Annotated in this window: 24 protein-coding genes; 7 read left to right on the top strand and 17 right to left on the bottom strand. The window is 45.2% G+C overall.

Annotation, left to right across the window (positions count from 1 at the left end; genetic code table 11):
• Nucleotides 1-200: 200 nt before the first annotated feature.
• The 5 genes from ABHN01_RS04730 to ABHN01_RS04710 all read right to left on the bottom strand — a co-directional run bounded on the left by ABHN01_RS04730 (nt 201) and on the right by ABHN01_RS04710 (nt 6,095).
• Nucleotides 201-1,655: a S41 family peptidase gene (locus tag ABHN01_RS04730; protein WP_429874584.1), complete on the bottom strand. Its 1,455-nt coding sequence runs from the start codon at nt 1,653-1,655 to the stop codon at nt 201-203.
• 151 nt (nt 1,656-1,806) lie between these two features.
• A complete protein-coding gene (locus tag ABHN01_RS04725) occupies nt 1,807-3,012 on the bottom strand; it encodes a murein hydrolase activator EnvC family protein (RefSeq protein WP_429874583.1) in 1,206 nt (401 codons plus the stop codon).
• Between the two features lie 47 nt (nt 3,013-3,059).
• The gene (gene ftsX / locus ABHN01_RS04720) at nt 3,060-3,953 is read right to left on the bottom strand and encodes a permease-like cell division protein FtsX (protein WP_290398204.1); all 894 of its coding nucleotides are present in this window, start codon (nt 3,951-3,953) and stop codon (nt 3,060-3,062) included.
• Nucleotides 3,943-4,629: a cell division ATP-binding protein FtsE gene (gene ftsE / locus ABHN01_RS04715; RefSeq protein WP_290398203.1), complete on the bottom strand. Its 687-nt coding sequence runs from the start codon at nt 4,627-4,629 to the stop codon at nt 3,943-3,945. Before ftsE ends, ftsX begins: the two co-directional genes overlap by 11 nt.
• A 593-nt stretch (nt 4,630-5,222) precedes the next feature.
• Nucleotides 5,223-6,095, bottom strand: coding sequence for a YitT family protein (locus ABHN01_RS04710; protein WP_429874582.1), 873 nt, complete (start codon nt 6,093-6,095; stop codon nt 5,223-5,225).
• Between the two features lie 281 nt (nt 6,096-6,376).
• Between ABHN01_RS04710 and ABHN01_RS04705 the strand changes: the two genes are divergently transcribed.
• On the top strand, nt 6,377-6,637 hold the full coding sequence (locus ABHN01_RS04705) for a hypothetical protein (RefSeq protein WP_429874581.1): 261 nt from the start codon (nt 6,377-6,379) through the stop codon (nt 6,635-6,637).
• Between the two features lie 352 nt (nt 6,638-6,989).
• Here ABHN01_RS04705 and prfB read toward each other — a convergent pair.
• The 6 genes from prfB to ABHN01_RS04675 form a co-directional block, all read right to left on the bottom strand.
• Nucleotides 6,990-8,088 (bottom strand): peptide chain release factor 2 gene (gene prfB / locus ABHN01_RS04700; protein ID WP_429874580.1). Its coding sequence is split into 2 segments (ribosomal slippage): nt 6,990-8,024 and nt 8,026-8,088, totalling 1,098 coding nucleotides; the frame shifts between segments, so codons are not numbered across the junction.
• Nucleotides 8,089-8,218: 130 nt separating this feature from the next.
• Complete coding sequence (gene secA / locus ABHN01_RS04695; protein ID WP_429874579.1) at nt 8,219-10,735, bottom strand: preprotein translocase subunit SecA; 2,517 nt, start codon at nt 10,733-10,735, stop codon at nt 8,219-8,221.
• 367 nt (nt 10,736-11,102) lie between these two features.
• Nucleotides 11,103-12,356: a dicarboxylate/amino acid:cation symporter gene (locus ABHN01_RS04690; protein WP_429874578.1), complete on the bottom strand. Its 1,254-nt coding sequence runs from the start codon at nt 12,354-12,356 to the stop codon at nt 11,103-11,105.
• A 77-nt stretch (nt 12,357-12,433) separates the two neighbouring features.
• Nucleotides 12,434-13,261 carry a GNAT family N-acetyltransferase gene (locus ABHN01_RS04685; RefSeq protein ID WP_429874577.1) on the bottom strand — a complete coding sequence of 276 codons (828 nt, stop codon included), beginning with the start codon at nt 13,259-13,261 and terminating at the stop codon, nt 12,434-12,436.
• Nucleotides 13,262-13,407: 146 nt separating this feature from the next.
• Nucleotides 13,408-13,965 carry a ribosome hibernation-promoting factor, HPF/YfiA family gene (hpf, locus tag ABHN01_RS04680; RefSeq protein ID WP_429874576.1) on the bottom strand — a complete coding sequence of 186 codons (558 nt, stop codon included), beginning with the start codon at nt 13,963-13,965 and terminating at the stop codon, nt 13,408-13,410.
• A gap of 233 nt (nt 13,966-14,198) precedes the next feature.
• Nucleotides 14,199-14,396 (bottom strand): cold shock domain-containing protein, encoded by a 198-nt coding sequence (locus ABHN01_RS04675; protein WP_061971922.1) that lies wholly within the window; start codon nt 14,394-14,396, stop codon nt 14,199-14,201.
• A gap of 334 nt (nt 14,397-14,730) precedes the next feature.
• Here ABHN01_RS04675 and ABHN01_RS04670 point away from each other — a divergent pair, with 334 nt between their 5' ends.
• Nucleotides 14,731-15,003 (top strand): YqhV family protein, encoded by a 273-nt coding sequence (locus ABHN01_RS04670; RefSeq protein ID WP_290398193.1) that lies wholly within the window; start codon nt 14,731-14,733, stop codon nt 15,001-15,003.
• Between the two features lie 72 nt (nt 15,004-15,075).
• Here ABHN01_RS04670 and ABHN01_RS04665 read toward each other — a convergent pair whose 3' ends face one another.
• The 5 genes from ABHN01_RS04665 to ABHN01_RS04645 form a co-directional block, all read right to left on the bottom strand.
• Complete coding sequence (locus ABHN01_RS04665) at nt 15,076-17,088, bottom strand: methyl-accepting chemotaxis protein (RefSeq protein WP_429874575.1); 2,013 nt, start codon at nt 17,086-17,088, stop codon at nt 15,076-15,078.
• A 161-nt stretch (nt 17,089-17,249) separates the two neighbouring features.
• Nucleotides 17,250-18,497 carry a site-2 protease family protein gene (locus tag ABHN01_RS04660; RefSeq protein WP_429874574.1) on the bottom strand — a complete coding sequence of 416 codons (1,248 nt, stop codon included), beginning with the start codon at nt 18,495-18,497 and terminating at the stop codon, nt 17,250-17,252.
• 426 nt (nt 18,498-18,923) lie between these two features.
• Nucleotides 18,924-19,091, bottom strand: coding sequence for a Fur-regulated basic protein FbpA (locus tag ABHN01_RS04655; protein ID WP_290398189.1), 168 nt, complete (start codon nt 19,089-19,091; stop codon nt 18,924-18,926).
• A 19-nt stretch (nt 19,092-19,110) separates the two neighbouring features.
• On the bottom strand, nt 19,111-19,812 hold the full coding sequence (locus ABHN01_RS04650) for an LrgB family protein (protein ID WP_290398188.1): 702 nt from the start codon (nt 19,810-19,812) through the stop codon (nt 19,111-19,113).
• Entirely contained in the window at nt 19,809-20,171 is a 363-nt protein-coding gene (locus ABHN01_RS04645; RefSeq protein WP_429874573.1) for a CidA/LrgA family protein, read from the bottom strand. The genes ABHN01_RS04650 and ABHN01_RS04645 overlap by 4 nt, the downstream gene beginning before the upstream one ends.
• 211 nt (nt 20,172-20,382) lie before the next feature.
• On the opposite strand from ABHN01_RS04645, the gene ABHN01_RS04640 reads away from it, so the two are divergent.
• The 5 genes from ABHN01_RS04640 (at nt 20,383) to dhaM (ending at nt 23,501) form a co-directional block, all read left to right on the top strand.
• Complete coding sequence (locus ABHN01_RS04640; protein ID WP_290398186.1) at nt 20,383-20,712, top strand: MerR family transcriptional regulator; 330 nt, start codon at nt 20,383-20,385, stop codon at nt 20,710-20,712.
• Nucleotides 20,713-20,861: 149 nt separating this feature from the next.
• On the top strand, nt 20,862-21,350 hold the full coding sequence (locus tag ABHN01_RS04635) for a hypothetical protein (RefSeq protein WP_429874572.1): 489 nt from the start codon (nt 20,862-20,864) through the stop codon (nt 21,348-21,350).
• A 199-nt stretch (nt 21,351-21,549) separates the two neighbouring features.
• Entirely contained in the window at nt 21,550-22,536 is a 987-nt protein-coding gene (dhaK, locus tag ABHN01_RS04630) for a dihydroxyacetone kinase subunit DhaK (protein WP_429874611.1), read from the top strand.
• A gap of 1 nt (nt 22,537) precedes the next feature.
• On the top strand, nt 22,538-23,140 hold the full coding sequence (gene dhaL / locus ABHN01_RS04625; protein ID WP_429874571.1) for a dihydroxyacetone kinase subunit DhaL: 603 nt from the start codon (nt 22,538-22,540) through the stop codon (nt 23,138-23,140).
• Nucleotides 23,133-23,501 (top strand): dihydroxyacetone kinase phosphoryl donor subunit DhaM, encoded by a 369-nt coding sequence (gene dhaM, locus ABHN01_RS04620; protein WP_429874570.1) that lies wholly within the window; start codon nt 23,133-23,135, stop codon nt 23,499-23,501. Before dhaL ends, dhaM begins: the two co-directional genes overlap by 8 nt.
• Nucleotides 23,502-23,616: 115 nt before the next feature.
• Here the strand turns inward: dhaM and ABHN01_RS04615 are convergent, their stop codons facing one another.
• Complete coding sequence (locus tag ABHN01_RS04615; RefSeq protein WP_429874569.1) at nt 23,617-24,051, bottom strand: hypothetical protein; 435 nt, start codon at nt 24,049-24,051, stop codon at nt 23,617-23,619.
• Between the last annotated feature and the right edge of the window lie 124 nt (nt 24,052-24,175).

Genomic DNA, 24,175 nt, shown 5'->3' with positions numbered 1-24,175 from the left:
GAGGATGGTTCTTTTGCGTTTACATGCGGGTTTTGGTGATTTACGTGCCAGTTTTTGTCGATTACATTCGGGTTTTCATCGTTTACATGCCAGTTTAGGGGCATTACGTGCCACTTTTCACCAGTTACGTGCCAAACACCGCATCTCCCGATAAACAAAAAAATTCCGCAGGAAAGAACCTGCGGAACCCAATTTCAGTTTTACTTTTCTGCCGCCATCTCCAAAGCGGTTTGGAGCTGGACGTCGTTTTTCTTATTTCTGATTTCTGTGATGATCTTGCTTTCCAGCTTGCCGGCTGTTTTTTGATCAACTTTGCCTGATGGGCTGAGCTTGTTGGCTTTTTGGAAGGCGGTAACAGCCATTTGTGTTTTTTCGTCAAAATAGCCGTCGGTGCGTCCCGGATCAAAGCCTAGACCCTGTAGCATTTTCTGTGCATTTTTTACTTGCTCGCTGTTCATGTCATAAACAAGCGGTTTGTCAATGGTAAGCGGGCTTGTGTAGAAATAAGCCGGCTGTTTCACCGCATAATTGGGTTTGATGCCTTTTTTGTGGATCCAGTTGCCGTCAGGCGTCAGCCATTTAGCAAGAGTCAGCTTCACGTTGCTGCCGTCTCCAAGATCGATGGTCTGCTGCACCGTTCCTTTACCGAAGGTCTTTTCACCAACAAGCGGGTACCCTCCGGCTTCTTTTAAGGCCGCTGCCATGATTTCAGAAGCGGATGCACTTCCCCCGTCCACAAGGCCGACGATTGGATAATCCTTTTTCTCTTTTAATTGAGAAGCGTAGCGCTCTTTGCCCCCTTGTCGGTTTTCAATCTGGACAAAAGGTTTGCCTGCCGGAATAATTTCCTTCAGCATGCTGTCTACCGCATTCAGGTAACCGCCCGGGTTTCCGCGGACATCAATGACAAGGCCCTGGATCTCCTTGCTTTCGAGTTGACTGAGTCTTTCTTTAAAATCGTTTCCTGTATTCTCAGAGAAAGACGTTATATTTAAAACCCCGATTTTTTTGCCGTTTACTTTTTGAACGTTGGAATACACTGTCTCAATCGGAATGGTATCACGTTTCACGTCGATGTTAAGCGTATCATTGACGCCTTTTCGCTTAATGCCGAGCGTAACGGTAGAACCTTTTTTGCCCCGGATTTTTAAAACAGCCTCATACAGATCAAGACCTTCGAGGCTTTTGCCGTCAACCGATATGATCTGGTCATTCGGCTTCACACCTGAACGTTCGGCAGGGGAATCTTTAAATGGCGCAATTACGGTAACTTTTCCATCCACCATGCTCACTTCAGTTCCGATTCCCTCAAAAGAGGAATCCAATGACTGGGTAAACTGGCTGGCCGTGTCTTCATCCATATATACGGAATAAGGATCCTTTAATGTCTTCACCATCCCGTCGATCGCACCTTCAAGCAGTTTCTCTGAATCTACTTTCTGGTAATACCTCGAGGAGATCAGCTCAAACGTTTTTTGAAGCTTCGCAAATTCCTGCTCCTGATTCACCGGCGCTTTAGTGCTTTTCATGTCACTGACTGATCCAGCGTTGCCCAATGATTGATCTTTATTGGACCAATGCATATAGCCGTACATTCCGCCGGCTCCAATTACAAGCGATAAAACCATAAGAAGCGCAACAACTTTTCTTTTCATTTCGCTCACCTCATTTTTGGCAGAAAAAGGCACCACACCTTCCGGATGCGATGCCAATTTTCAAAGTAAGAGATGGACCTGATGTGTCCGCCCGTAACTCCTACTCTATATTATGAACAGCTTGTATTTTTATGTCCATATATTTCTCTTATTACATATACGGACGAGGGTCAACGGCATTGGATTTGGATGCATTCCATGGCCCCTTGTGAAGCTCAAAATGCAAGTGCTGGCCTGTTGAGTGGCCGGTGTTCCCCATGTATCCGATCAGCTGTCCGCGTTTTACAGAACCGCCCTGAACGACACGCTCTCTCATGTGCCCGTAAACCGTGGTCCACGTTTGTCCATTGATCGAGTGGGTAATGAAGATTACATTTCCATAGGATGAAGAGTAATCTGAACGGATGACAGTACCATCTGCCGCTGCGTAGATCGGAACTGTACCTGGCTTGGCAATATCAACACCCGCGTGGAACTTGTTCCAGCGAGAACCGATCCCGGAAGTAAAGATACCCGCTGCCGGCTTCATGATCATTCCTGATCCGGTATTCGCATCATTTCCGCCTGCGCTTCCCTTCGAGCTGTTTTGCTCCTCAGCCTGTTTGGCTCGAGCTTGTTCTTCTTTAATGGCCTTCTCCTGGCTGCTTAGAAGCTCAGCTGAATGCTCATACTTTTCCACTTCGTCCTCAATTTCAGAATGCTTTTTCTTTAATGAAGACATCAAACGGGTTTTCTCTTCCATCTGCGCATCAAGCTGCTTTTTCAAATCCTGAAGCTCCTGCATTTTGTCCTGAAGAGTAGAAAGCTGATCTTCAACCTTTTGTTTCTTCTGTTCTAAAAGGTCCTTATCCTTCTTTTGCTCTTCCAAAAGCTGGCGGTCCTGATCCGCAATGAGATTTAACGCGACCACACGGTCAAGAAAATCACCGAAGTTTTTGGATCCGAGAACCACTTCAAGATACTGGACAGCTCCGCCGCTCTCATACATGGAGCTGACGCGTTCCTTCAGCAGCTGGTCCCGCTTATCGATCCGCTTTTGAACAAGATCAATCTCTTTCTTCAGCTGATCGATCTGATCCTGTGTGGATTGAATCTCACTTTCTTTCTTTTTGATCTGGCTTTCTGTAGCCATCGTTGATTTATCGATGCGTTCAATTTCTTTCTTGGTAGCTGCCTGGTTCTTTTCGTTGAGCTTTAGTCTAGCGTTAGCGGCGCCTTGTTTTTTCTTGTTCGCCTCTTTTTTCTCTTGTATGCTCTTTAGCGTTTCTGCGCTGGCTGTCGTGGATGATTGGTATGCTGTAATACCGCTAAGAGCGAGGCTTAATGAAAGTGTTAATCCTGCGATCTTTCTGTTCAAATCAAGTCCTCCCCTTTTGTACCCCAGATTTCATGTTTTTTTAAAACTTATACTCTTAAGAATTTGCGTACGGAAGTCATGCTTCCCCATACCCCAATCAATCCGCCGATAATAGCCAGCAATGCTGAAAGCTGAAGTACCATCGGATAGACAGGCATCAGTTTGACAAAAACGGTATCAAGCTGATTATTGACTGAGCCGTGCAGGAATTCATAGCCAAACACTACAACGAGGATTGGTATGACTGCCCCCAGCACTCCCAGCACAAACCCTTCAATGAAGAAAGGCCAGCGAATAAAGCCATTTGTAGCACCAACAAGTTTCATAATTTCAATTTCTTTACGGCGGGAAACAATGGTAAGTTTAATCGTGTTTGAAATGAGGAACATTGCTGTAAAGATTAATCCAACGATTAAAACAATCCCTACATTTCTGGCCACGCTTGTTACTTTAAACAGCCGTTCTACCGTTCCCTGGCCGTAATCAACCTTCTTGATGTGGTCAAATTTCTCTATTTCAGAAGCGACAGATGCGGTATCCTGAGGCTTCTTTGTTTTAATGATGTATGCGTCCGGCAATGGATTTTCTTTTTTCAGAGAGGAGAAGGCTTTTCCTTCATCTCCAAGACTCTTAATCAATTCTTTCAATCCATCTTCTTTGGATTGGAATTTCACTTCATTCACATTCGGAATCTGTTCCATCTTTTGCTGAAGATCAGCATATTCCGTTTGTTTCGTCGTGCGGTCAATATACGCCCGAATCTCTACATCGCCTTCAATCTGGCCTGCAAGATGATTTAAGTTTAATAGGACCACTAGAAAAACGCCGACAAGCAATAAAGTAACCGTTACTGCACTAACGGAGGCAAATGACATCCAGCCATTTCTCCCAAGACTTTTAAATGCTTCTGTAAAGTGACGCTTTAGGGTTCTAGACTTCATAACCGTATTCCCCCTTCTGCTCGTCACGCACGATTCGCCCGTCTTCGATGGCGATTACGCGCTTTTGAAAACTGTTAACAATGTCTTTATTGTGAGTGGCCATGACAACTGTCGTGCCACGTTCGTTAATTTCCTTAAAGATGTCCATGATCTCCCATGCTGTTTCAGGGTCAAGGTTTCCCGTCGGCTCATCCGCAATGATTACCGGAGGATGATTAACAATGGATCGGGCGATCGATACACGCTGCTGTTCTCCGCCTGAAAGCTCATCCGGAAAAGAACGCGCTTTGTTTTTCAATCGGACCAGGTCGAGAACTTCCATGACACGCTGGCGGATCACTTTTGGAGATTCCTCAATAACTTCAAGTGCAAAAGCAACATTTTCGTATACTGTCAGCTTCGGCAGCAGTTTAAAGTCCTGAAAGACTACTCCAATCTTTCTGCGCATCTTAGGAATATTGCGTTCCCTTAATTTTGCTAGATCTGTGCCCTGTATGAGGATCGAACCTTTTGTCGGCTTCTCTTCTCTGTACATGCACTTGATGAACGTAGATTTACCGGCTCCACTCGGCCCTACTACATAAACAAATTCACCTTTATCTATGTAGATATCGATCCCGTTTAAAGCCATAACTCCATTGGGATATGTTTTCCATACGTCTTTCATTTCTATCAAAATTCATCACTTCCTTAATTTCAGAACTCCGTATTTCCCCAGCCGCCTGTTAAATTCGACAATCTATTTCAACCCATTTATACAAAATCGGTGTTTTTTCCCGTAATTCCTATTATATCATCGGAAACTGTAAATTTTATTACAGTTTCATTTCAAGTTTCGACGCAGTTTGCGAATAACAAGTGACTTTTTCACTATCTTTACAGTTATACGACGAAAAAATTACGACATTATTCGCATATTTAACGAGGTGGCGGGGAACCCCTGGTATTTTAAAACCTTCACTTCTGCAAAAACTGCTTCTTTTTGCTTAGCCAACAAACATACCCATTCGCAGGTTCTTAACTTATCCTGTCGGTACAGCACACAGATTTAGGCAAAATCCATCATTTCTCAGTTTTTTAACCCTTTTGAGTGGGAGGATTCAACCGCCTATTGTAAAGGAGATTTCTCTGCTACACAAATAGCAGGCTCCTTTCATTGCCTGCCATCCCTCCTTACTTTGAAAAATACACTTGAGGATCTCTTTCAAGCCTCAGTATGTGAATGGCAAATAACCGGCGAGCAACAAAGCTCACCGGCAACTATTTTTATTACGCACGCTTGAATCCTTCGCCCAGGACTTCATTGGCGTTCAACAGGATAATAAATGCTGATGGATCAACGCTCTTAACGAATTGTTTCAGCTTGGTCACCTCATATTGTGCGACCACGCACATGAGCATCGGCCGTTCATCCTGCGTATACCCGCCGAACGCATCGATTTTGGTCACCCCTCTGTAAATCTCGGTAAGGATGCCCTGGCGCATATCTTCCTCCTGATCGGAGATGATCAGCGCCACCTTCGAAACTCCAAGCCCCATTTGCACGACATCGATCGTTTTTGCCGTCAAGAACATGGCGATCAAGGCATAAAGAGCTTTCTCAAGACCAAAAACAAGGGCAGATGTACAAACAATTGTCCCATCGATAAACAGGATGCATGTTCCTAGAGAGACGCCCGCATATTTGTGGACGATCTGTGCCAGGAGGTCAACACCGCCTGTTGAAGCTTTTCCCCGGAATACGATGCCAAGTCCGGCTCCCACACCTAATCCTCCGAATAACGCACCAAGCAGCGGATCATTGGTTGCCGGGCCCCAATCACTGAAGATAAAAACGAACAACGGTAAAACGACTGTTCCGACCAGCGTTTTGGCTCCAAACTGTTTTCCGAGAAAAATAATTCCCGCAAAAAACAAAGGAATGTTGAGGGCCCATTGGACAATGGAGGGATCCCAGCCAGCCACCCATTTAAGGATCGTGCTGATTCCGCTCACCCCGCCGGAAGCAATCTTGTTCGGCAGCAAGAAAACAGAAAAAGCGAGTGCTACAAAGGCCGAACCAATCACTACAAATATATATTCCAAGGCAAGTTCTGCCCTTGGCGGCAAAACACCATTACGTCTTCGCAAAGCTGTCATCATTGCTACATTACCCTACTTTCTAAACCCCTCAAGTTCTTAAAATGGTAAAACCCGCATCATTATATCACTACTATTCTGCCCTGTGAATGCGATCCCAATGACGCGGTAAAGGAATAAAATTGAAATAAATCATCCGCGGTCAGACAGCTCCCCGCTACCACACAGCATGGCGTCTTTAGCTTCATGGCGTACAGTGGATTTGTCGAAATATTCTTTACAAATTCAGACAAGTTTCAGTTAAACTAGTAACAATATAACGAGGACTTGAAGGAGATGAACCGATGGAAATCGACGAAAAAAAGCTGTATCTGCTCCTTTTACAGCGTATGGAGGAAGCACTCGGAAGACTGGATCGTTATCAGGCCAAGCTTGATATCATTGAAGCCAATTTCAATAAGCTGGAACGAGGGATGGACAACTATCATTCCGCCATACTCGAACGTTTTGAACAGATGGAACATTATATCTCCTACTTGGAGCATGAGATCCAGGTGCTGCAGCGGCATGTTCCGGCACACGAGGAGATTTTACCCCTACAATAGTGAAGGTATACATAGTAAACGATGGACAATGGCCTCTCAATGCTCCATAACGCATCAGGCGAAAAGGAGATGCAGCTTATCCTGGCAAAAGAAACAGGTAAGTTTAAACGAGGAAATGAACGCAAGACATAAAAACGATCCAACCGCCCCGGTTGGATCGTTTTTTTGTGTGATTTAGATAGAAAAGATAGAGATCTTGGACTGCAGGGGCCTCGTATGCTGCCATTACTTGCAGTTCGACATGATTTACTTGCGATTCGACAAGGTTTACTTGCAAAACGAGTCATTTTCAAAAACAAGAAATACAAAAGTCTGGCCCTTTAACAGGACCAGACTTCATCTTCTCTTCATATTAGATTTTAGAACGCAGGTACGCATCGATAAAGCTTTCGATATCGCCGTCCATAACTGCTTGAACGTTTCCCATCTCGGTGTTCGTACGGTGGTCTTTTACAAGGCTGTACGGGTGGAAGACGTAGGAACGAATCTGGCTTCCCCATCCGATTTCCTTTTGTTCTCCACGAATTTCCGCCAATTCCGCCTGTTGTTCTTCAATCTTTCGCTGAAGAAGCTTCGCTTTTAGCATTTTCATCGCACGGTCACGGTTTTTGATCTGTGAACGCTCAGTTTGGCATGAAACAACCGTGTTTGTAGGAATATGCGTAATCCGTACGGCAGAGTCCGTCGTATTAACGTGCTGTCCGCCTGCACCGCTCGCACGGTACGTATCCACTTTTAAATCCTCGGTTCGCACTTCGATTTCAGAATCATCATTGATTTCGGGAACAACGTCACATGAAACGAATGATGTATGACGGCGTCCGGATGAATCAAACGGAGAGATCCGGACCAAACGGTGAACTCCCTTTTCTGCTTTTAAATAGCCGTATGCGTTGTGGCCCTTGATGCTAAGCGTCACGCTTTTCACGCCTGCTTCATCTCCTGGCAGGTAATCCAGCGTCTCAACCTTGTAACCTTTTCGCTCCGCGTAGCGGGTGTACATGCGGAGAAGCATGGAGGCCCAGTCCTGTGACTCGGTTCCGCCAGCTCCAGGGTGAAGTTCAAGTATGGCATTGCTGCTGTCGTAAGGCTGATTTAAAAGAAGAGAAAGCTCAAACGTATTTAACCCGTTGGAAAGTTCTTTTAAATCGCGCTCCAGTTCTTTCTGCATGTCAGCGTCGGGTTCTTCCTTCAGCATTTCATGTGCCACTTCAAGGTCCTCATAACGGCCGTTTAAATCCTCAAACTGGTTCACTTGATCTTTCAGCCCGTTCGCTTCGCTGATCACGGTCTGAGCCGCGTTTTGGTCATCCCAGAATTCCGGTGCACTCATTTTTTCATCGAGCTCTGCTATCTTTGCTTTTTTGTTATCGAGGTCAAAGAGACCCCCTGAAGTCCGCTAATCGCTTAGCCATAATGTTCAGTTCTTGCTTAATCTCTACTAATTCCATTTCTGCCACCTCGTGTTTTTGGTTGTAACCCAATCGTGAGTATCTGCTGTTTTGCTGTGAAAAACACAGCAAAGAGAGTCTTAAACCCCGACTCTCCTGCTTCTTCCATTTATTATATCACCCGGCGGGATTAATTCTCCACTGCGCCATGACATTGTTTATATTTTTTGCCGCTTCCGCATGGGCAAAGAGCATTTCGGCCGATGTCCTGCTTTTTCTTCACAGGCTGGCGCTTTGTTTCCTGCTTATCGCTCGGAACAACCGCTTTACCTTCAGCGACTTGTTCACGCTGCATGTTCTGCTCTACTTGAGCTTTCATGATGTACATCGCTACTTCTTCTTCGATGGCAGCAATCATCGCTTCAAACATTTCAAAGCCTTCGAACTGATACTCGCGAAGAGGATCGTTTTGGCCGTATGCACGAAGGTGGATTCCTTGGCGAAGCTGTTCCATCTGGTCGATGTGATCCATCCATTTGGAGTCAACCGAACGGAGAATGACCGCTTTTTCAAATTCACGCATATGTTCAGGCTCGATCATCGATTCCTTCTCAGCAAACGCGCGGTGCGCTTTTTCTTTTAGCACCTCGATAATTTCTTCCTGATCGAGTCCTTCAATCTCTTTAACTGTCAGGTCATCTTCATTCAAGAAAGTAGCCACAGCATAATTCACAATCTCAGTAAGATCCCATTCTTCTTGAACCGTTTCGTCAGCCGTATGAGCTTTAACGATACGTTCGATACAAGAGTCAACCATTCGAAGAACGATATCACCGAGATTTTCCGCATCAAGCACTTCCTGGCGCTGTTTGTAGATGATCTCACGCTGCTGGCGCATGACATCGTCGTATTGAAGAAGCTGCTTACGAGCATCGAAGTTGGAACCTTCCACCCGTTTTTGCGCAGATTCAACCGCTTTGGTCACGAGCTTGCTTTCGATCGGCGTATCTTCATCCATTCCAAGGCGTTCCATCATATTCAGCATGTTATCTGAACCGAATCGCCGCATCAGTTCATCTTCCATGGAAATGTAGAACTGAGAAGAACCGGGATCTCCCTGACGTCCTGAACGTCCACGGAGCTGGTTATCGATACGGCGTGATTCGTGGCGTTCCGTACCTAGGATATGAAGGCCGCCAAGCTCACGCACACCTTCTCCGAGCTTGATATCCGTACCACGGCCCGCCATGTTGGTGGCGATGGTAACCATGCCGATCTGGCCGGCATTTTCAATGATTTCCGCTTCACGCTCATGGTTTTTGGCATTCAAAACGTTATGCGGAATTCCTTTTTTGCGGAGCATTTGTGAAAGCAATTCAGAGGTTTCAACGGCTACCGTACCCACAAGAATCGGCTGGCCAGTCGCATGGCGATCCTGAATCTCTTTCACGATGGCACGGAATTTTCCGGCCATGGATTTATACACGTAATCAGAATTATCTTGACGTGCGATCGGGCGGTTCGTCGGTATCGCGACTACCTCCATGTTGTAGATGTTGCGGAACTCCTCTTCTTCCGTCTTCGCAGTACCGGTCATTCCGGAAAGCTTGTTGTACATACGGAAGTAGTTCTGGAAGGTAATCGTAGCGAGTGTCATGCTCTCGCGCTGAATCTCCAGTCCTTCCTTCGCTTCAATCGCCTGGTGAAGGCCTTCGCTGTATCGGCGTCCCGCCATCAAACGTCCGGTGAACGGGTCAACGATAACGACCTCGCCCTCCTGAACCACATAATCTACATCAAGGATCATGATAATGTTGGCTTTTAGCGCCTGGTTGATATGGTGGTTTAACGTAACATGAGAATAATCATATAAGTTATCGATGTTAAAATATTTTTCAGCCTTCGTAATTCCCTCTTCCGTAAGCTGAACATTCTTCGTCTTCACATCGACCGTGTAGTCTTCTTCTTTTTTCAGCGTGCGGACAAACATATTCGCCATCATGTACATTTCCGTAGACTTTTGTGCTGAACCTGAAATGATCAGCGGTGTACGGGCTTCGTCAATAAGAATGGAGTCAACTTCATCGACGATCGCATAGTTCAACGGACGCTGAACCATTTGTTCTTTATAAACAACCATGTTGTCACGGAGATAGTCGAAGCCATACTCGTTGTTCGTACCGTACGTAATGTCCGCAGCATACGCTTCCTGTTTTTCCTCTCGTGAAAGGTTGGAGATGTTCAAGCCAACTGTAAGGCCAAGAAAGTTATACAGAGGACTCATCAATTCGGAGTCACGGCGCGCAAGGTATTCATTGACAGTGACCACGTGAACGCCTTTTCCTTCAAGAGCATTCAAATAAACTGGCATCGTCGCTACCAGCGTTTTACCTTCACCGGTTTTCATTTCTGCGATATTGCCCTCATGGAGCGCCGTTGCCCCCATGATTTGAACAGGATACGGACGCAATCCGAGTACACGGTCTGCCGCTTCTCTAACAACCGCAAACGCCTCAGGAAGAAGGGCATCCAGTGATTCCCCTTTGGAGAGGCGCGCTCTGAATTCCTCCGTTTTTTGACGAAGGTCATCATCGGAAAGACCTTTAAGCGCTTCCCCCAGTCCATCTACCTGATCGGCGATCTTCTGGTATCTATTTAAATTTCGATCGTTCGTACTTGGAAAAATTTTTTTAAGCAATCCTATCATCTGCTAACGCTCCTCTGTTCAGGAAATAAGTGCTATTACTTATTCTATCAGTTTGTGAATTTCACGACAAGAAAGCTGAAGCCTCTTCAGCTGTCAATTGGATTTTTCGTACGTCCTTTCACAAACTTCTGATTCTAAGTATAAAGAAAAATGGAATGAATGGTGAAATTGTAAAAGAATTTACAAAAAGCTTTATAAAGCCTAAATCCGTTAAACTCTACACCTCTTCGAAGTTTTATTGCAAAAACTGTATGCCGATTGGCTGAATCGGCAGAGTCTAAGTCCCTCATCCTTAAGGATGCACTCCCTAAAGCCCTTTTAAACGGTCCAAAAAAGCACAGCCTAAATGGCTGTGCCCCCTGAACTTTTATGCCCCTTTTTGTTCGCCAAGTCTCATGACGGTTTCTTTCATTCTATTCTTGCCTTCAACGAGGCGTGCTGTCATCATACTTGCCACGTTATCACCCGTCGCATTCAGCAGGGTTGCCGGCGGATCAATGATCGTGCTGATCGCGGCAGCAATCGGCAAGGCTTCAACCGGGAATCCAAAGAGTGAAAGAATCAGCATTTCACCGATCATCCCGCCTTGCGGAATTGCCCCCATGACCATACCTACAAGCAGCGAAACAACGAGAACGAGGACATAGGTGCCGATGCCGGAGAAATCATGTCCAAAGATCCCAAACAGGAAGGTGATCTTCAGCACACCGCCCATGACAGACCCATCTTTATGAAGGGTTGCACCAAGAGGAACAGCCGTTTCGCTAATATCATTCGGCACACCCATTTTCTTAGAGGCTTCAAGGTTAACAGGAATGGAAGCAGCTGAACTGCAAGTGGCAAGAGCCGTCAATGATGGAGAAAGCATGTTCTTCCAGAAGTGGCGGACACCCGCTTTACCACTGGCCATATAAGCATATAGCGAGAAAAATCCAAAGAAATAGATAATAGCAAGAGGATAATAATACAGAACGGCGCGCAGATAAGATCCTAGAAGTGTTGGTCCAAACTCCCCGATCAATGCTGCAAAATACGCCCCCAAACCGATCGGTGCATAATACATCACAATGCTGACCATCTTCAGCATCACTTCGCTTCCTGATTTAAGGAAGTTAGCGAATGGTTTCCCTTTTTCACCGATCATTGAAACAGCCACACCCATCAATACAGAAAATAAAATTAGAGCGAGCATGTTCGAGCGTGAAAACAATTCGGAGAAATCAGATACGGTCAGTGTTTGGACGATCTGGTCACCGAGTGAAACTTTCTCTGCCGCCTCCTCAGGCTTTACAAGCTCGATGTTAACTCCTTTTGACGGAGAATAAATTTTAACTCCAGCCATTGCGACGACGGAAGCAATGACTCCTGTAAAAAGGAAAACAACCATCATGGAGCCCATGACTTTCCCTATACGCTTGACCCCGCCCATGGAAGCGATCGCGGATGAGATGGAAAAGAAAACGAGCGGTACGACGATCATAAACATCGCATTCAAAAATATATCACCAAACGGTTTTAATACAGCTGCATCCTTACCTTGCGTAAAACCGATGATGCTTCCGATTACGATTGCCAGCAGAAGAATGAGCGGAAAACGATAGGTCTTTAAAATACTCTTCATAGTTAATATCCCCTTTTTCATGATCATGTGAAATTATAGGCATTATTGCAGAAAAACACAATGAGTGTTCACCCGATTCATCCATTGGACAAACGGTAATAATCCTGTGTGTAGTACACTTTAAAGCCGCATGCTTCATAAAGCTTCAGGGCATGGTTATTTTTCGCTTCCACTTCCAGGAAAACCGAGTTCCCTTGCTGGTGCTGATCGGCGATAATGGTTTTCAGCATCTTACGGCCGATCCCTTTCCCCTGTTCGGATGGAGCAACTGCAAAGCCATAGATCCAGGCCACCCCTGAATCGGCAGCCACCCGGACTTTTCCTGCCGCTTTTCCATTGTTCTCAATAATGTAGAATTGCTGCCTATCGTCGTTCTTTATGCTTTGGTTATACTCATGGGCCTTATCGGGATGGAATCCAAAGCAATCCACATCGATCTGAACCTCAAACGCAAAGTCCTCGGGACGAGATTGCCTTAACGTGACCCCCTCTTCCAGCTGAGTCGGCCCTTCCTGCCATCTCATCTGATGCTCTGAAAAGGCAAAACGGCAAGGAACCTTTTTTAAATATCCCTTTGCAGTATGTGAAGTGGAGGGAACATTCAGCAGGATCTGTTCGTATCGCTGGAATTTGGCAGCCTCCGCCGCTTCCTTAAATAAGGAGGTGAAAATCCCTTTCCGCCTATGTGCTGGAGAGACCATGCCGCACATTTCCACTTTGTTTCCGAAACCGTATAGGCCGATAAATGCAGCTAATTCACCTGCCTCATAATGAAAAAAGTCCTCCTTTCTTTCATCCGTCCGCTGTTCAAGCATGTCCCAGTTCAGTTTCAATCGCAGGTTTTCGAATGATTCGCATTGCCGCTGAAGTTTTTTTATTTGTGACAGCTGTTTTTCTGTAAGCATGCAGATCCCCCATTTTTATCTTTCTATACTCATTTCTTGCTGAGCAGCCAAAGTCCTTTTTTGAATGGAGATGAAAAGATGGCATTAAAAAACCGGCGCAAAAGACAATTGATGCGTCCCTTGGCCGGCTGTTTTGTTTTAGTTGATTATTCCGGGCTGATCAATCCATATTTTCCATCTCTGCGTTTATACACCACATTTGTTGTACCGGTTTCCGCATGATTATAAACGAAAAAATTATGGCCTAGCAGATCCATTTGCAGGATAGCTTCTTCAGTATCCATCGGTTTTAAATCAAATCTTTTTTCACGGACGATTTCAAACTCGTCATCTTCCTCGTCATCCACGACTAATGTTGTTGTTGCGTCTGCACTGTTGGCAATCATTTCATGAATGCCTCCGTTTTGTTTGGAACGGCGGTTCACCTTCGTTTTATGTTTACGAATCTGACGCTCTAATTTTTCAATTACGAGGTCAATTGCAGCATACATATCCGTATGGCTTTCCTCAGCACGGAGCAGCAACCCTGTCATAGGGATGGTCACCTCAACAGATTGGTCATTGTTGTAGACCTTCAGGTTGACATGCGCGTCAGTGTTCGGAGTTTCGTTAAAATAGCGTTGAAGTTTAGCAACTTTCTTTTCTACATACTCCCTTAAAGCCGGAGTCACCTCAATGTTTTCTCCACGAATGTTAAATTGCATATCTTAACTCCTCCTTCCGTGATGTATATATATTTCGATATACCCTTTATCAATTCCTCTGTAAACTTTAAAATATCTTGACAAAACATTTACATAATCGACAAATGGTGCCTGGCACCGCTTTTACACACTTGTGTAATGACGGTGCCTAGCACCCATTACACAATAAAAACATAAATAACCCGGCATTCTAAGAATGCCGGGTTATTATCCGATGTATCGGCTAGTTTAAATTATAGTTTAGTTACGTTAGCTGCCTGAGGACCGCGAGCTCCATCAACGATTTCAAACTCAACTTCTTGGCCTTCATCAAGAGATTTGTAACCTTCAGAGTTGATAGCTGAGAAGTGTACGAAAACATCATCTCCGTCTTCTCTTTCGATAAAACCAAACCCTTTTTCTGCATTAAACCATTTTACTTTACCTTGCATGCACTTTCACTATCCCTTCATCATGACGATCTGTATAGGAGCCCTATACAATCATAGTATTACACATTTAAAAATTTGTTGTCAAACTCTTCATTTAGCGAATATTGAGAAGTTTTGTCGAATAATCTTTTTCAGCAAAAATTCTTGTAAAATACTAAATAAATACGTGCCATTTTGTAATGGTACACCTGATCCGGACAAGAGCACCAATCAATTATTATTCACTTCTACTTTGGGGTGGACAACATATATTGTATGGAGCAGGCGGTGCCAGGCACCGCTTTTACATATGTGTGAAATCTAGGTGCCTGGCACCCGCATGGGGGTTGAATAGATGTTTCAGGTGTTTGAGAAGGTTGTTCTTGGAATGGCTCTGATTCGAATGGTGTCCGGCCTGTGTGAGGTATCTGCTGCATTTTTAATGCTTCGCTTTAATTCGGTTGAAAAAGCACTGCTGATCAATTCCACCTTGTCCATTATCGGTCCGATCATTTTTTTCTCTACCATGTCCTTGGGTCTTGTCGGCATTACCGCCAAGATCAGTACTGGAAAGCTGTTATGGGTGCTGGCTGGTCTTGGGCTGATTGTATATGGGATTAGGAAATGAAAATGAAGCACAGCCTTTACACGGTGTAAAGGCTGTGCTTCGTATTGAAAAGTCATTTTAATATCCGATGATTTACGGTGCGAGGCTAAAGTGTTTGATCTGATCCTGTAAATGGCTGCTCGCCGCGTTCAGTTCATTTGCTGATTGAGCCACACTGTCAAGAGCGCGTAATTGCTCATCCGTTGAGGCGCTGACTTGTTGTGAGGCGGCTGCAGATTGTTCCGCTACCGCTGCGATATTTTGAATGGATGCTACAACTTCTTCCTTAAAGGATCGAACAAATTCAACCTCTTTTTTAACGCCGGAAATGGATTCAACAATTTGCAGGACCGTACTTGAAATAAGGCGAAAAGCCTGAATGGTGTTCTTCACACTCTCTTTTTGCTCAACAGAGATATTTCTTGTGTTCTCCATCTCTTTTACTGCACGTTCTGTCTCAGTCTCAATCCCTTCAATCGTTCGTCGGATACGTTCCGTTGCGTGTTTGGATTGCTCAGCAAGTTTTCTTACTTCATTTGCTACAACGGCAAACCCTTTGCCGCTTTCGCCAGCTCTCGCAGCTTCTATGCTGGCGTTGAGGGCGAGCAGATTCGTTTGATTGGATATGTCCTTGATCGTTTGGACCACTTCTTCGATTTCCTGTACTTTTTCCGAAAGCCCACCGATAACGATGCCTATGGTTTCTAGCACGCTGCCCGTCTCTTTCGATTTTTCATCCAGCAGGGTGATCTTGGCTATTCCTGTCTGATTCGCTTCAAAAGCCTGATCGGATAAGCCCAGCATCTTGTCTGTCTGGCTATGAAGCTCTTGTATATGGTTTGACAGTTCAAGTGTCCTGTTATTGGTTTCTTCTGCATCCTCGGCCTGCTTCGTTGCCCCTGCAGCAATTTCTGTCACGGCAGTAGCCACTTCATCACTAGTAGCTATCGTCTCTTCAGCGACAGCGGTTAGATTTGACCCTGAATCGGTCACTTGGAAAATGGAAGTTTCCACTGAACTGATCAATCTTCTTATATCATCCACCATTTTGTTGAAATGAACGGTTAATTGAGCAATCTCATCTCTTCCTTTTTCCTGCAATTTTATCGTCAGGTTCCCTTCAGCAACCAGTTCCATTTTATTTCGCATTTCAATTATCGGTCTAGCGATGCTGCGCGAAAGAAAATACGTAACAATCAACGAAGCAATAACGGATAGCACCGTAATCAACAGCATGATTTTCCCTTGCTTAGCAGCATCGGCCATTAATACCTTTTGGTCGTATACGACTCCTATTTTCCAATGGTTTTTATCGATCGTCTGATAAAGCAGGTTATACTTGCTGCTTTTGCCTGAGTAATGAACCAATCCGTCATGGCTTTCCAAAACCTTCTTTACATAACTTGTTTTAGAAAGGTTTTTCTTTTGCTGTGCCGGATGAACTAAAGCAATACCTTTCCCATCCAAAAGTATGGGATACCCTTTATACCCGACATTGGTTTTATTGATCATCTTGGATAAACCAGCCAAGCTTAAATCAAGCCCAACTACTCCCAGGACCCTGCTGCTTCCAGGCTCAACAATGCTTTTGGCAACTGTCACTACATATTCTCCTGAGCTTGCGTCAATATAGGGGGCCGTCCATAAAATTTGATCCGGCTGTTTCACAGCCTTCTGATACCATGGCCGCGATGTTGGATCAAATCCAGGCGGCAGATCAATTTTAGGCGTCGTTTTAAATTGCTTTGTTGCAGCCCCGACATATAAAACGGCTGCGTTTTTATTCAATTGAAGAAAAGCTTGATAATCCTCGTCTACCAATGGCCACTTTTGACCCAGGCCTTTCTTTTCATCTTTTTCCAAGGTTTGAAGATAACTGATTACCCTGCTGTCACGGCTGTAGCGTTCAATGGTATCCCCATATAGTGTCAGATACATTTCAGTTGTTTTCTTTAAATGACCGGTAACCCTCGTTGCCTGTTGTTCAATACTGGATTGCATTTCCCCGCTCGTTTGCCGGTAGGTAAACAAAGAAACGGTGATTAGCGATAATGCTACTAATATACCGATGGATACCATTAGTTTAGACTGTAATTTTTTAAACATCCTCTGATCCCCCTAAAGCTGCAGATAGTTTTGTTTTCCTTTTTATCGGCTGCTAGAGGTAAAGTTTATATGAAAATTCAGAGAATTTATTAAATAAAAAGGGTGCCAGGCACCGCGTTTACACAAGTGTGTAATGGCGGTGCCTGGCACCTAAAAAAGGCCTATCTCGTCAACAGCTCGCGGTGGACTTCCATGATGGTATGACCGTATACGGCAAAGTAGGACAATACACCAGCAAGTGCAAGATACAGGATCAGCACTGTAATTTTCGTTTTCATGTTCGCGACGTAATAGTTTTTACGTCGGCCGACTTCTTCCTGCTGTTTATCCGCTTCCTCTCTTACAGCAGATAGGTATGCTTCAACGACCCGTTCAGGACTGCCGGCCTCCGGTTCTTCCCAATGATCATCTTCTTCGGGATCAATGGCTCTTTCAGCGAGGAGCCGGGCTTTCTCCCGTTCTTTCATCACTTCCTCTTTATAAATAAAGAGGAACCATTTCTCCCGCTTTGCGAGGAGTTCCAGCTCTGTCAGCAAGGCGGCTTTTTTCAGCCGTTTCTTATCATGGAAGAAAGGAATATTCCATCCGGCAGGAACCTGGCGCATCAACCGCTCCTGCTTCACCCTTCCCTCATCGATAAATGTGTCGACGATATACGGAAAGTTAGGGAGCTCCCTGTATTCGTCCATTTCCTTCACAAGGGAATGGACCTTTTCTTCCTCTTTACGGTAGATTTCCAGTGCCTGGCTGCTCTCCTGAAGAACATAATCCTCACGTACCCGTTTCCACCAAGTAGCGATTCCGAACAAGAAGATTAAAAAGATGATCGGATCGGGTGAAATAAACATATACGGGATCATAAAAATGAGCCCGATCAGCCATAATTTTGTAGAGAGGACTCCAACAATCCGGCCGCCGTCCAGCGGAGATACCGGAAACAGATTAAACAAGTTCAGCATGGCGCCAAGAAAGACGACCAGCCCCCAGAACGGAGACCCTTGAGTCTCATACAAATAAACGGCCGGCAAAAACGACAGCAAGCCGAACAGCGGACCAGCATAGGCCACAAATGCCTCATCCTTCGCGTTCTTCGGCATTCCCTTCATCCCAACAACCGCACCCATGAACGGGATAAAGATGGCTGGAGATGTCGGTATACCCTTTCGTTTCATCGCCACCAGGTGGCCCATCTCATGAACAAATAGCAGGTACACGAGAGCTACAGCAAATTTCCATCCATAAAAAACGGCATACGCACCGAGGGACACGAACATGGAGATAAGCGTCGCAAATTTTCCCAGTTTTAATAATCCAAAAACCCATTTTAATTTTCCAAGCAAAAACACACCGATTGCGGCAAGAACCGTCCAGAACTTAGACTGGTTCTTCTTCTCAGCTCTTTCAGCCATTCATCATTCCTCCAATAATCTATGCGGCAAGAAGTAAGAATCTGTAAGTTCATCTAAACAAACCATACCACATATACGAACCAAAGTGGAAAAAGTTACAGACCCAAAAGGAAAACCGCCCAAATCCATGCGGTTTTCATTAGATAGATATTCTTAAACAAAGCCACGTATTGAATCAAGCTTTTACGATGACTGCTTTGTCCAGGTGAATGTTTGATGACTTTATTTCGGGAGCTTGATCCACGCGTTTAATAAAGAAGGCGAGAAGGAAAAAAAGGATGCCGATGATTAAAATCACCAAGTATGAGTCATTAACCCCCTGGATGGAGGCTTCCATGATCAGATGAGCTTGTGTTTCACCTGCTTTTGAGCAAAAAGTGCCGAATCGAGGGGTCCCTTTAGACGGGTAGAAGGGAAATCGCGCGATTACATACTTGTGTAATGGCGGTGCCTGGCACCACCATCGATCAGCTTGATTGTCTGGTATTCCTTTAAGAGCTCTTCTATGCTCAGTTCGTGCAGGTGGCCGTTCTCTGATTTATAGTAGCCTGCATCGATCAGCTTTGTGATCAGGGTCTGTTTTTTCTGTTCCATGCTGAATGATCCCCTCCTTTTATAAATACGCCGTTATTATCATGCCCGCTGGAATGAAAACCGAAACCAGAATGGCAGTTGTCGTCATGCCGACGCTTCCCATGGCACCTTCTTCTTCTCCCCACTGAAACGACCGGTTCGCTCCGAGCGCCTGTGCGGAAATCCCCATCGCGAGTCCGCGGGCTGTTTTACTTTTAATGTTGCATCGGTCAAGCACCCGGGGACCGACGATGAGGGAGAATAATGCAGAAACCAGCACAAATAAAATCGTCAAAGAAGACGTTCCTCCCAATGTATCTGAGACAGACAGCGCTACCGGCAGCGTGGCTGCTTTTGGAAGCATGGAAGCGACCACGTTCCCTTTAAAGCCGAGCAGAACAGCGAATGCGCCAGCAGAAGCTACTCCAGCTATTCCCCCGCTGACAATCCCCACCGTAATCTTCTTTATATTTTTTTTAATGAGCGGATATTGTTTATAAACAGGAATAGCAAGCGAGACTATGCCTGTTTGAAGAAGAATGGAAAAGATGCTGCTTCCTTGTTCATATGTTTTTACATCCATATGAAGAAAAGGCAGCAGGAGAAACAGAAGCAGCGTGACCGTATATAACGGATTGAGCCAGACATTGTGATTGCTTCTGCGGTAGACTTTCAGGCCAAAAGCATACGCAAGGCCGGTCGTTACAATACTCATCATGGCGTTCCCTAACATCATGCTCATGAATCTCTCCTCCTCTTTCGTTTTTCGTAATATTCAACAGAAAATCCTGTGCCAAGCAAAATACATAAACTGCTCAATGAAAGCACGATCAGGACCTTCCATATCTGGACATGAACGGTTCCCCAGTTCAAAAAGAGGCCAACAACCGGCGGGATAAACAAGAGCGTCATGTGCCGGAGATGATAGTTCGCGGCACCTTCCACCCATTCCAGTTTGACAATCCCTGTCAGAAGGCCAGCTAACAGCAAAAACATCCCGATGATACTTCCCGGCAGCGGCAGATGAAAGAACGCCGACGCTGCGTTACCGGCTCCTAAGGCCATAAGGATGATCCCAAACTGCCAAAGCAATGTCTTCACCGCGATCCCTCCTCAGTTACCCGGAACGGTTAAGGCTATTATAAAAAAGGAAAACAGGAAAATCCCCTAACCTGTAAGATTACCTTACGCACTTTTTTCAGATGGCAAAAACTCATGTGAGAAAATCTAACATACTCCTTTTCTTTAGCGTAAGAAAACATTATAGTAATGGAAAGAACTTCGTGCCACCACTGACAAAGGAGTGATGTGGGTGTCTAATGAGAGTTCATCATATAAAGAGAAAAAAGTGATTTCCATCGGCACGGTTAAAGAATTAACGGGGTTATCGGTCAGGCAGATCCGGTATTATGAGGAGCGGAATTTAATCTTTCCTGCCCGGACAGAAAAAGGCACACGCAAGTACTCCTTTTCAGATGTGGAGATGCTGATGAGCATAGCAGACAAGAGAGAAGACGGGGTTCAGACGCATGAGATCAGGAAGGAGCTGAAAAAAGCAGAGGAACGAACAAGAAAAGAGCAGTTGCGGGATACGATGATCAGGGGGCAGCTGAACGCGCATTTCAATATGATAAAAAGGTAGAAAAGAAGCCAGTTTCTCAGGTCAAAACCTGAAAGAACTGGTTTTTATTTTTGCCGCGGTGATACGGGAGAATTTCAGGGAAATTTTACTATACTTGTACACAAAGTGAACGAATAAGGAGGTGCCTTTAATGGCGGCAGAACTGCCCTTTGGCTCACTCTTGTCCTGGCCATCATTTGGATGCTGCCATACCGATTCCAGGCATGGGCAGATTTAGTGGACGCCAGCAGCTCGTTAAAACGCTAACCTTCATCGTCGGGCCGGTCTCTTTAATGTCCCTTCGCCATAAAGTACCAAAGCTGGAACGCCCATTCCTGCTCCGTGCGGCCAAAATCGTCACACCGCTCGCTTTTGTCGGTGCGACACTCGTCATCTATTGGAGCAAATGGAAGGTCGTTTCGTTCATCATACCGATCATCATCCTGTCTCTTATTCTATATTTCGTTTTTGCCTATCGTGAACCATCGCATACGAAAGAAATAGTTAAGCTCCACCTAAAATCCGGATGGTGGCTCATTATCTACTATTTATTTCTGCTCGCCATGTCCTACGCCGGAAGCCCATGCCCCTTGGGACACCCTCGTGGCGGGCGTTCTCTCTCTCCTATTTTATTATTGGGGCGTACATGCCGCGCTTGATGATCCGGTAATTGAAACGGATGATGTGGAAAGCACCGACTAATTTCACCCTGAAGCTTTTCTATGATTCAAACAAAAGGGCGCGGGGAATAATAAGAAAGCGTTTTAATTCCTTGACAGTTTTCTAGATTTCAGGCGAAAGTTATAGTAACGGGTTCTTATCCGTACTCGATTTCAAGCAGATAAGGAGAGATGAATGTTGGATAAACTCATGCAGGATCCCAATCAATTCGTATCAGACATCGTTGACGGACTCGTATGCTCCCACCCCGATCACTATGAAAAAGTGGAAGGCGTAAATGTGATAAAAAGAAAAGGCGGTACCCCTTCAGGAAAGGTCGGACTCGTTTCCGGCGGAGGAAGCGGACACGAACCCGCTCATGCAGGCTATGTTGGGGAAGGCATGCTTAGTGCGGCGGTCTGCGGGGAAATATTCACCTCACCGACACCGGACATGGTGTTCGAAGGGATCAAGGCGGCAGACGGAGGTGCTGGTGTCCTGCTGATCGTCAAAAACTATTCAGGCGATGTGATGAACTTTGACATGGCCAAGGAACTGGCAGAGCTCGAAGGCATCCAGGTAGAGACAGTGATCGTCAATGATGATATCGCCATTCAAAACCATGATGACAGACGCGGTGTGGCCGGTACGGTGTTCGTTCATAAAATTGCCGGTGCTGCAGCCGCTTCAGGAAAATCGTTAAAAGAGGTAAAACAGGTCGCCGAAAAAGCGATTCGCCAAGTGCGGTCCATCGGAATGGCCCTCTCCCCCTGCTATATGCCGGAAAGCGGAAAACCAGGCTTCGAGCTGCCTAAGGATGAAATGGAGATCGGTATAGGGATCCATGGAGAGAAAGGCATTGAGCGGAAGCCCATTGCTTCGGTAAAAGAGATCGTCGCTCAGCTGCTGGATAAACTCACCTCAGAAGTGACCGACAAACGGATCGCCGTCATGGTGAACGGTATGGGAGGAACACCAGTGTCCGAGCTTTATCTGACCTATAAATATGTGAGTGAACAATTGGAACAGCAAGATTATAAAATAGAGCGCAGCTATACAGGAAACTATATGACAGCACTAGAGATGCACGGATTTTCCGTCACACTGCTTGCCGTGGACGATGAATTACTCGGGTACTTGGATGCCCCGTCAAATACGATCGGATTTCCAGTGAGAGGTGAATAAAATGAAACTAACTGCAGAAGCATTACAACAAGCGCTGCTAAACACAGCAGATCAGATCGAACAGCAAAAAGACGAACTCACTGACCTTGACCGGGAGATTGGAGACGGTGACCACGGCATTAACATGTCACGCGGTTTTCAGGCGGTAAAAAAAGAACTGCAGGGCAAGGATCCTTTTGAAGATCTCGGTGAGCTTTCCAAGCTTGTCGGCATGACGTTGATCAAGACGGTCGGCGGTGCATCCGGTCCCCTTTTCGGCACTGTCTTTGTAAAATTCGCGTCCAAATGGAACGGAAAAGAAACGGTTGAGGGTGATCAACTGTACCACGGTTTTCGTGAGGCCGTTGAAGGCGTTGCCGCCCGCGGAAAATCACAAACCGGCCAAAAGACCATGTTGGATGTTTGGGAGCCGTTTACTGAAGCTCTAATGGGTGAAGAACCGCTTGAAACGGTCATTGAAAACGCATTGGCAGATACGAAGGAATTAAAGGCAACTAAAGGACGGGCCTCCTATTTCGGCGACGCCACCAAGGGTGTTCAGGATCCGGGTGCCCTATCCAGCTCCATTCTGCTTCGCCAGATTGCGGAGGTGCTGAATGGTTAATCTCATTCTTGTATCTCATAGCGAAAAATTGGCGGACGGTCTCAAAGAACTCCTCGCTGAGATGGCATCAGATGTGGAGATTCATAATGCGGCGGGCCTGGAGGGGGGAAAAATCGGCACAGACGTCTCCAGGATTGAAGAAGCTTTCTCTGCCATCACCGACGACGCCATCATCTTAACTGATATTGGCTCCGCGACCATGAACGCCGAGATGGCACTCGAGCTCTATACCGGTGACCGTACCATTCAATTTGCGGATGTTCCGCTTGTTGAGGGCGCGTTCCTCGCCGCTGTTCAGAGCGGACAAGGACAGTCGGTGGAGGAGATTGTGAAGGCGCTGGAGGGAGAGTTTTCTAGGTAGAATGATAAGGGAAGCCCTGGATGAGTTTATCCAGGGCTTTTCACTATTTTTTAAACGTAGACAAAAATCATGTACTATCGAAATTAAGCACTACCTTTTTTGAACGATTACCTTTTTATACTTGAGTAAGAATGGAAACTAGTGGACTATCAACACTGGCAGTTCCAAAAAAGTAAATATTATTACCTAAGAAGAGTTCATAATAATCATTGTTCGAAGGTTCTTGCTTTTTAGTTAAGCTTAGTTTTATTTGCGAAGGTGCATCAGGTAATTTTTCAAAATTAAAATCTTCTAACAGTTGCATAAGGAATATCATAGGTTCTGTTTTATCGCAGCTGCCCGGCGTTTCATCATCAGCTACCCAATTTGGAGAACCTCCAATTTTATTATTAAATAATTCTTTATCCATTTCTTCTATTAATGTAATCTTCTTGAATTTTACTTTTTCTTTATAATCATTTTTAATAGCTCCGTCCGCAGTTTCAAAAACTTCTATTTTAAAATTTTTCTGATACAAGCATCTCTGGGATAAAGTATCCTTCATGAGCACAAGAAATACATGCAAAAACTGCCATACTTAATTTATTCCATCTAGGGAAAAGCGATTTGAAAGAAAAAAGATTGGTCTTCCCCACATAATTGACACTTGGGTATATTAAGAGATTTAGGTAATT

Source organism: Fictibacillus sp. NRS-1165 (assembly GCF_050468105.1).
GTDB lineage: Bacteria > Bacillota > Bacilli > Bacillales > Fictibacillaceae > Fictibacillus_C > Fictibacillus_C terrinigri.
Note: the sequence above shows the minus strand (reverse complement) of the source record. Positions and strands in the feature narration are given on the sequence as shown.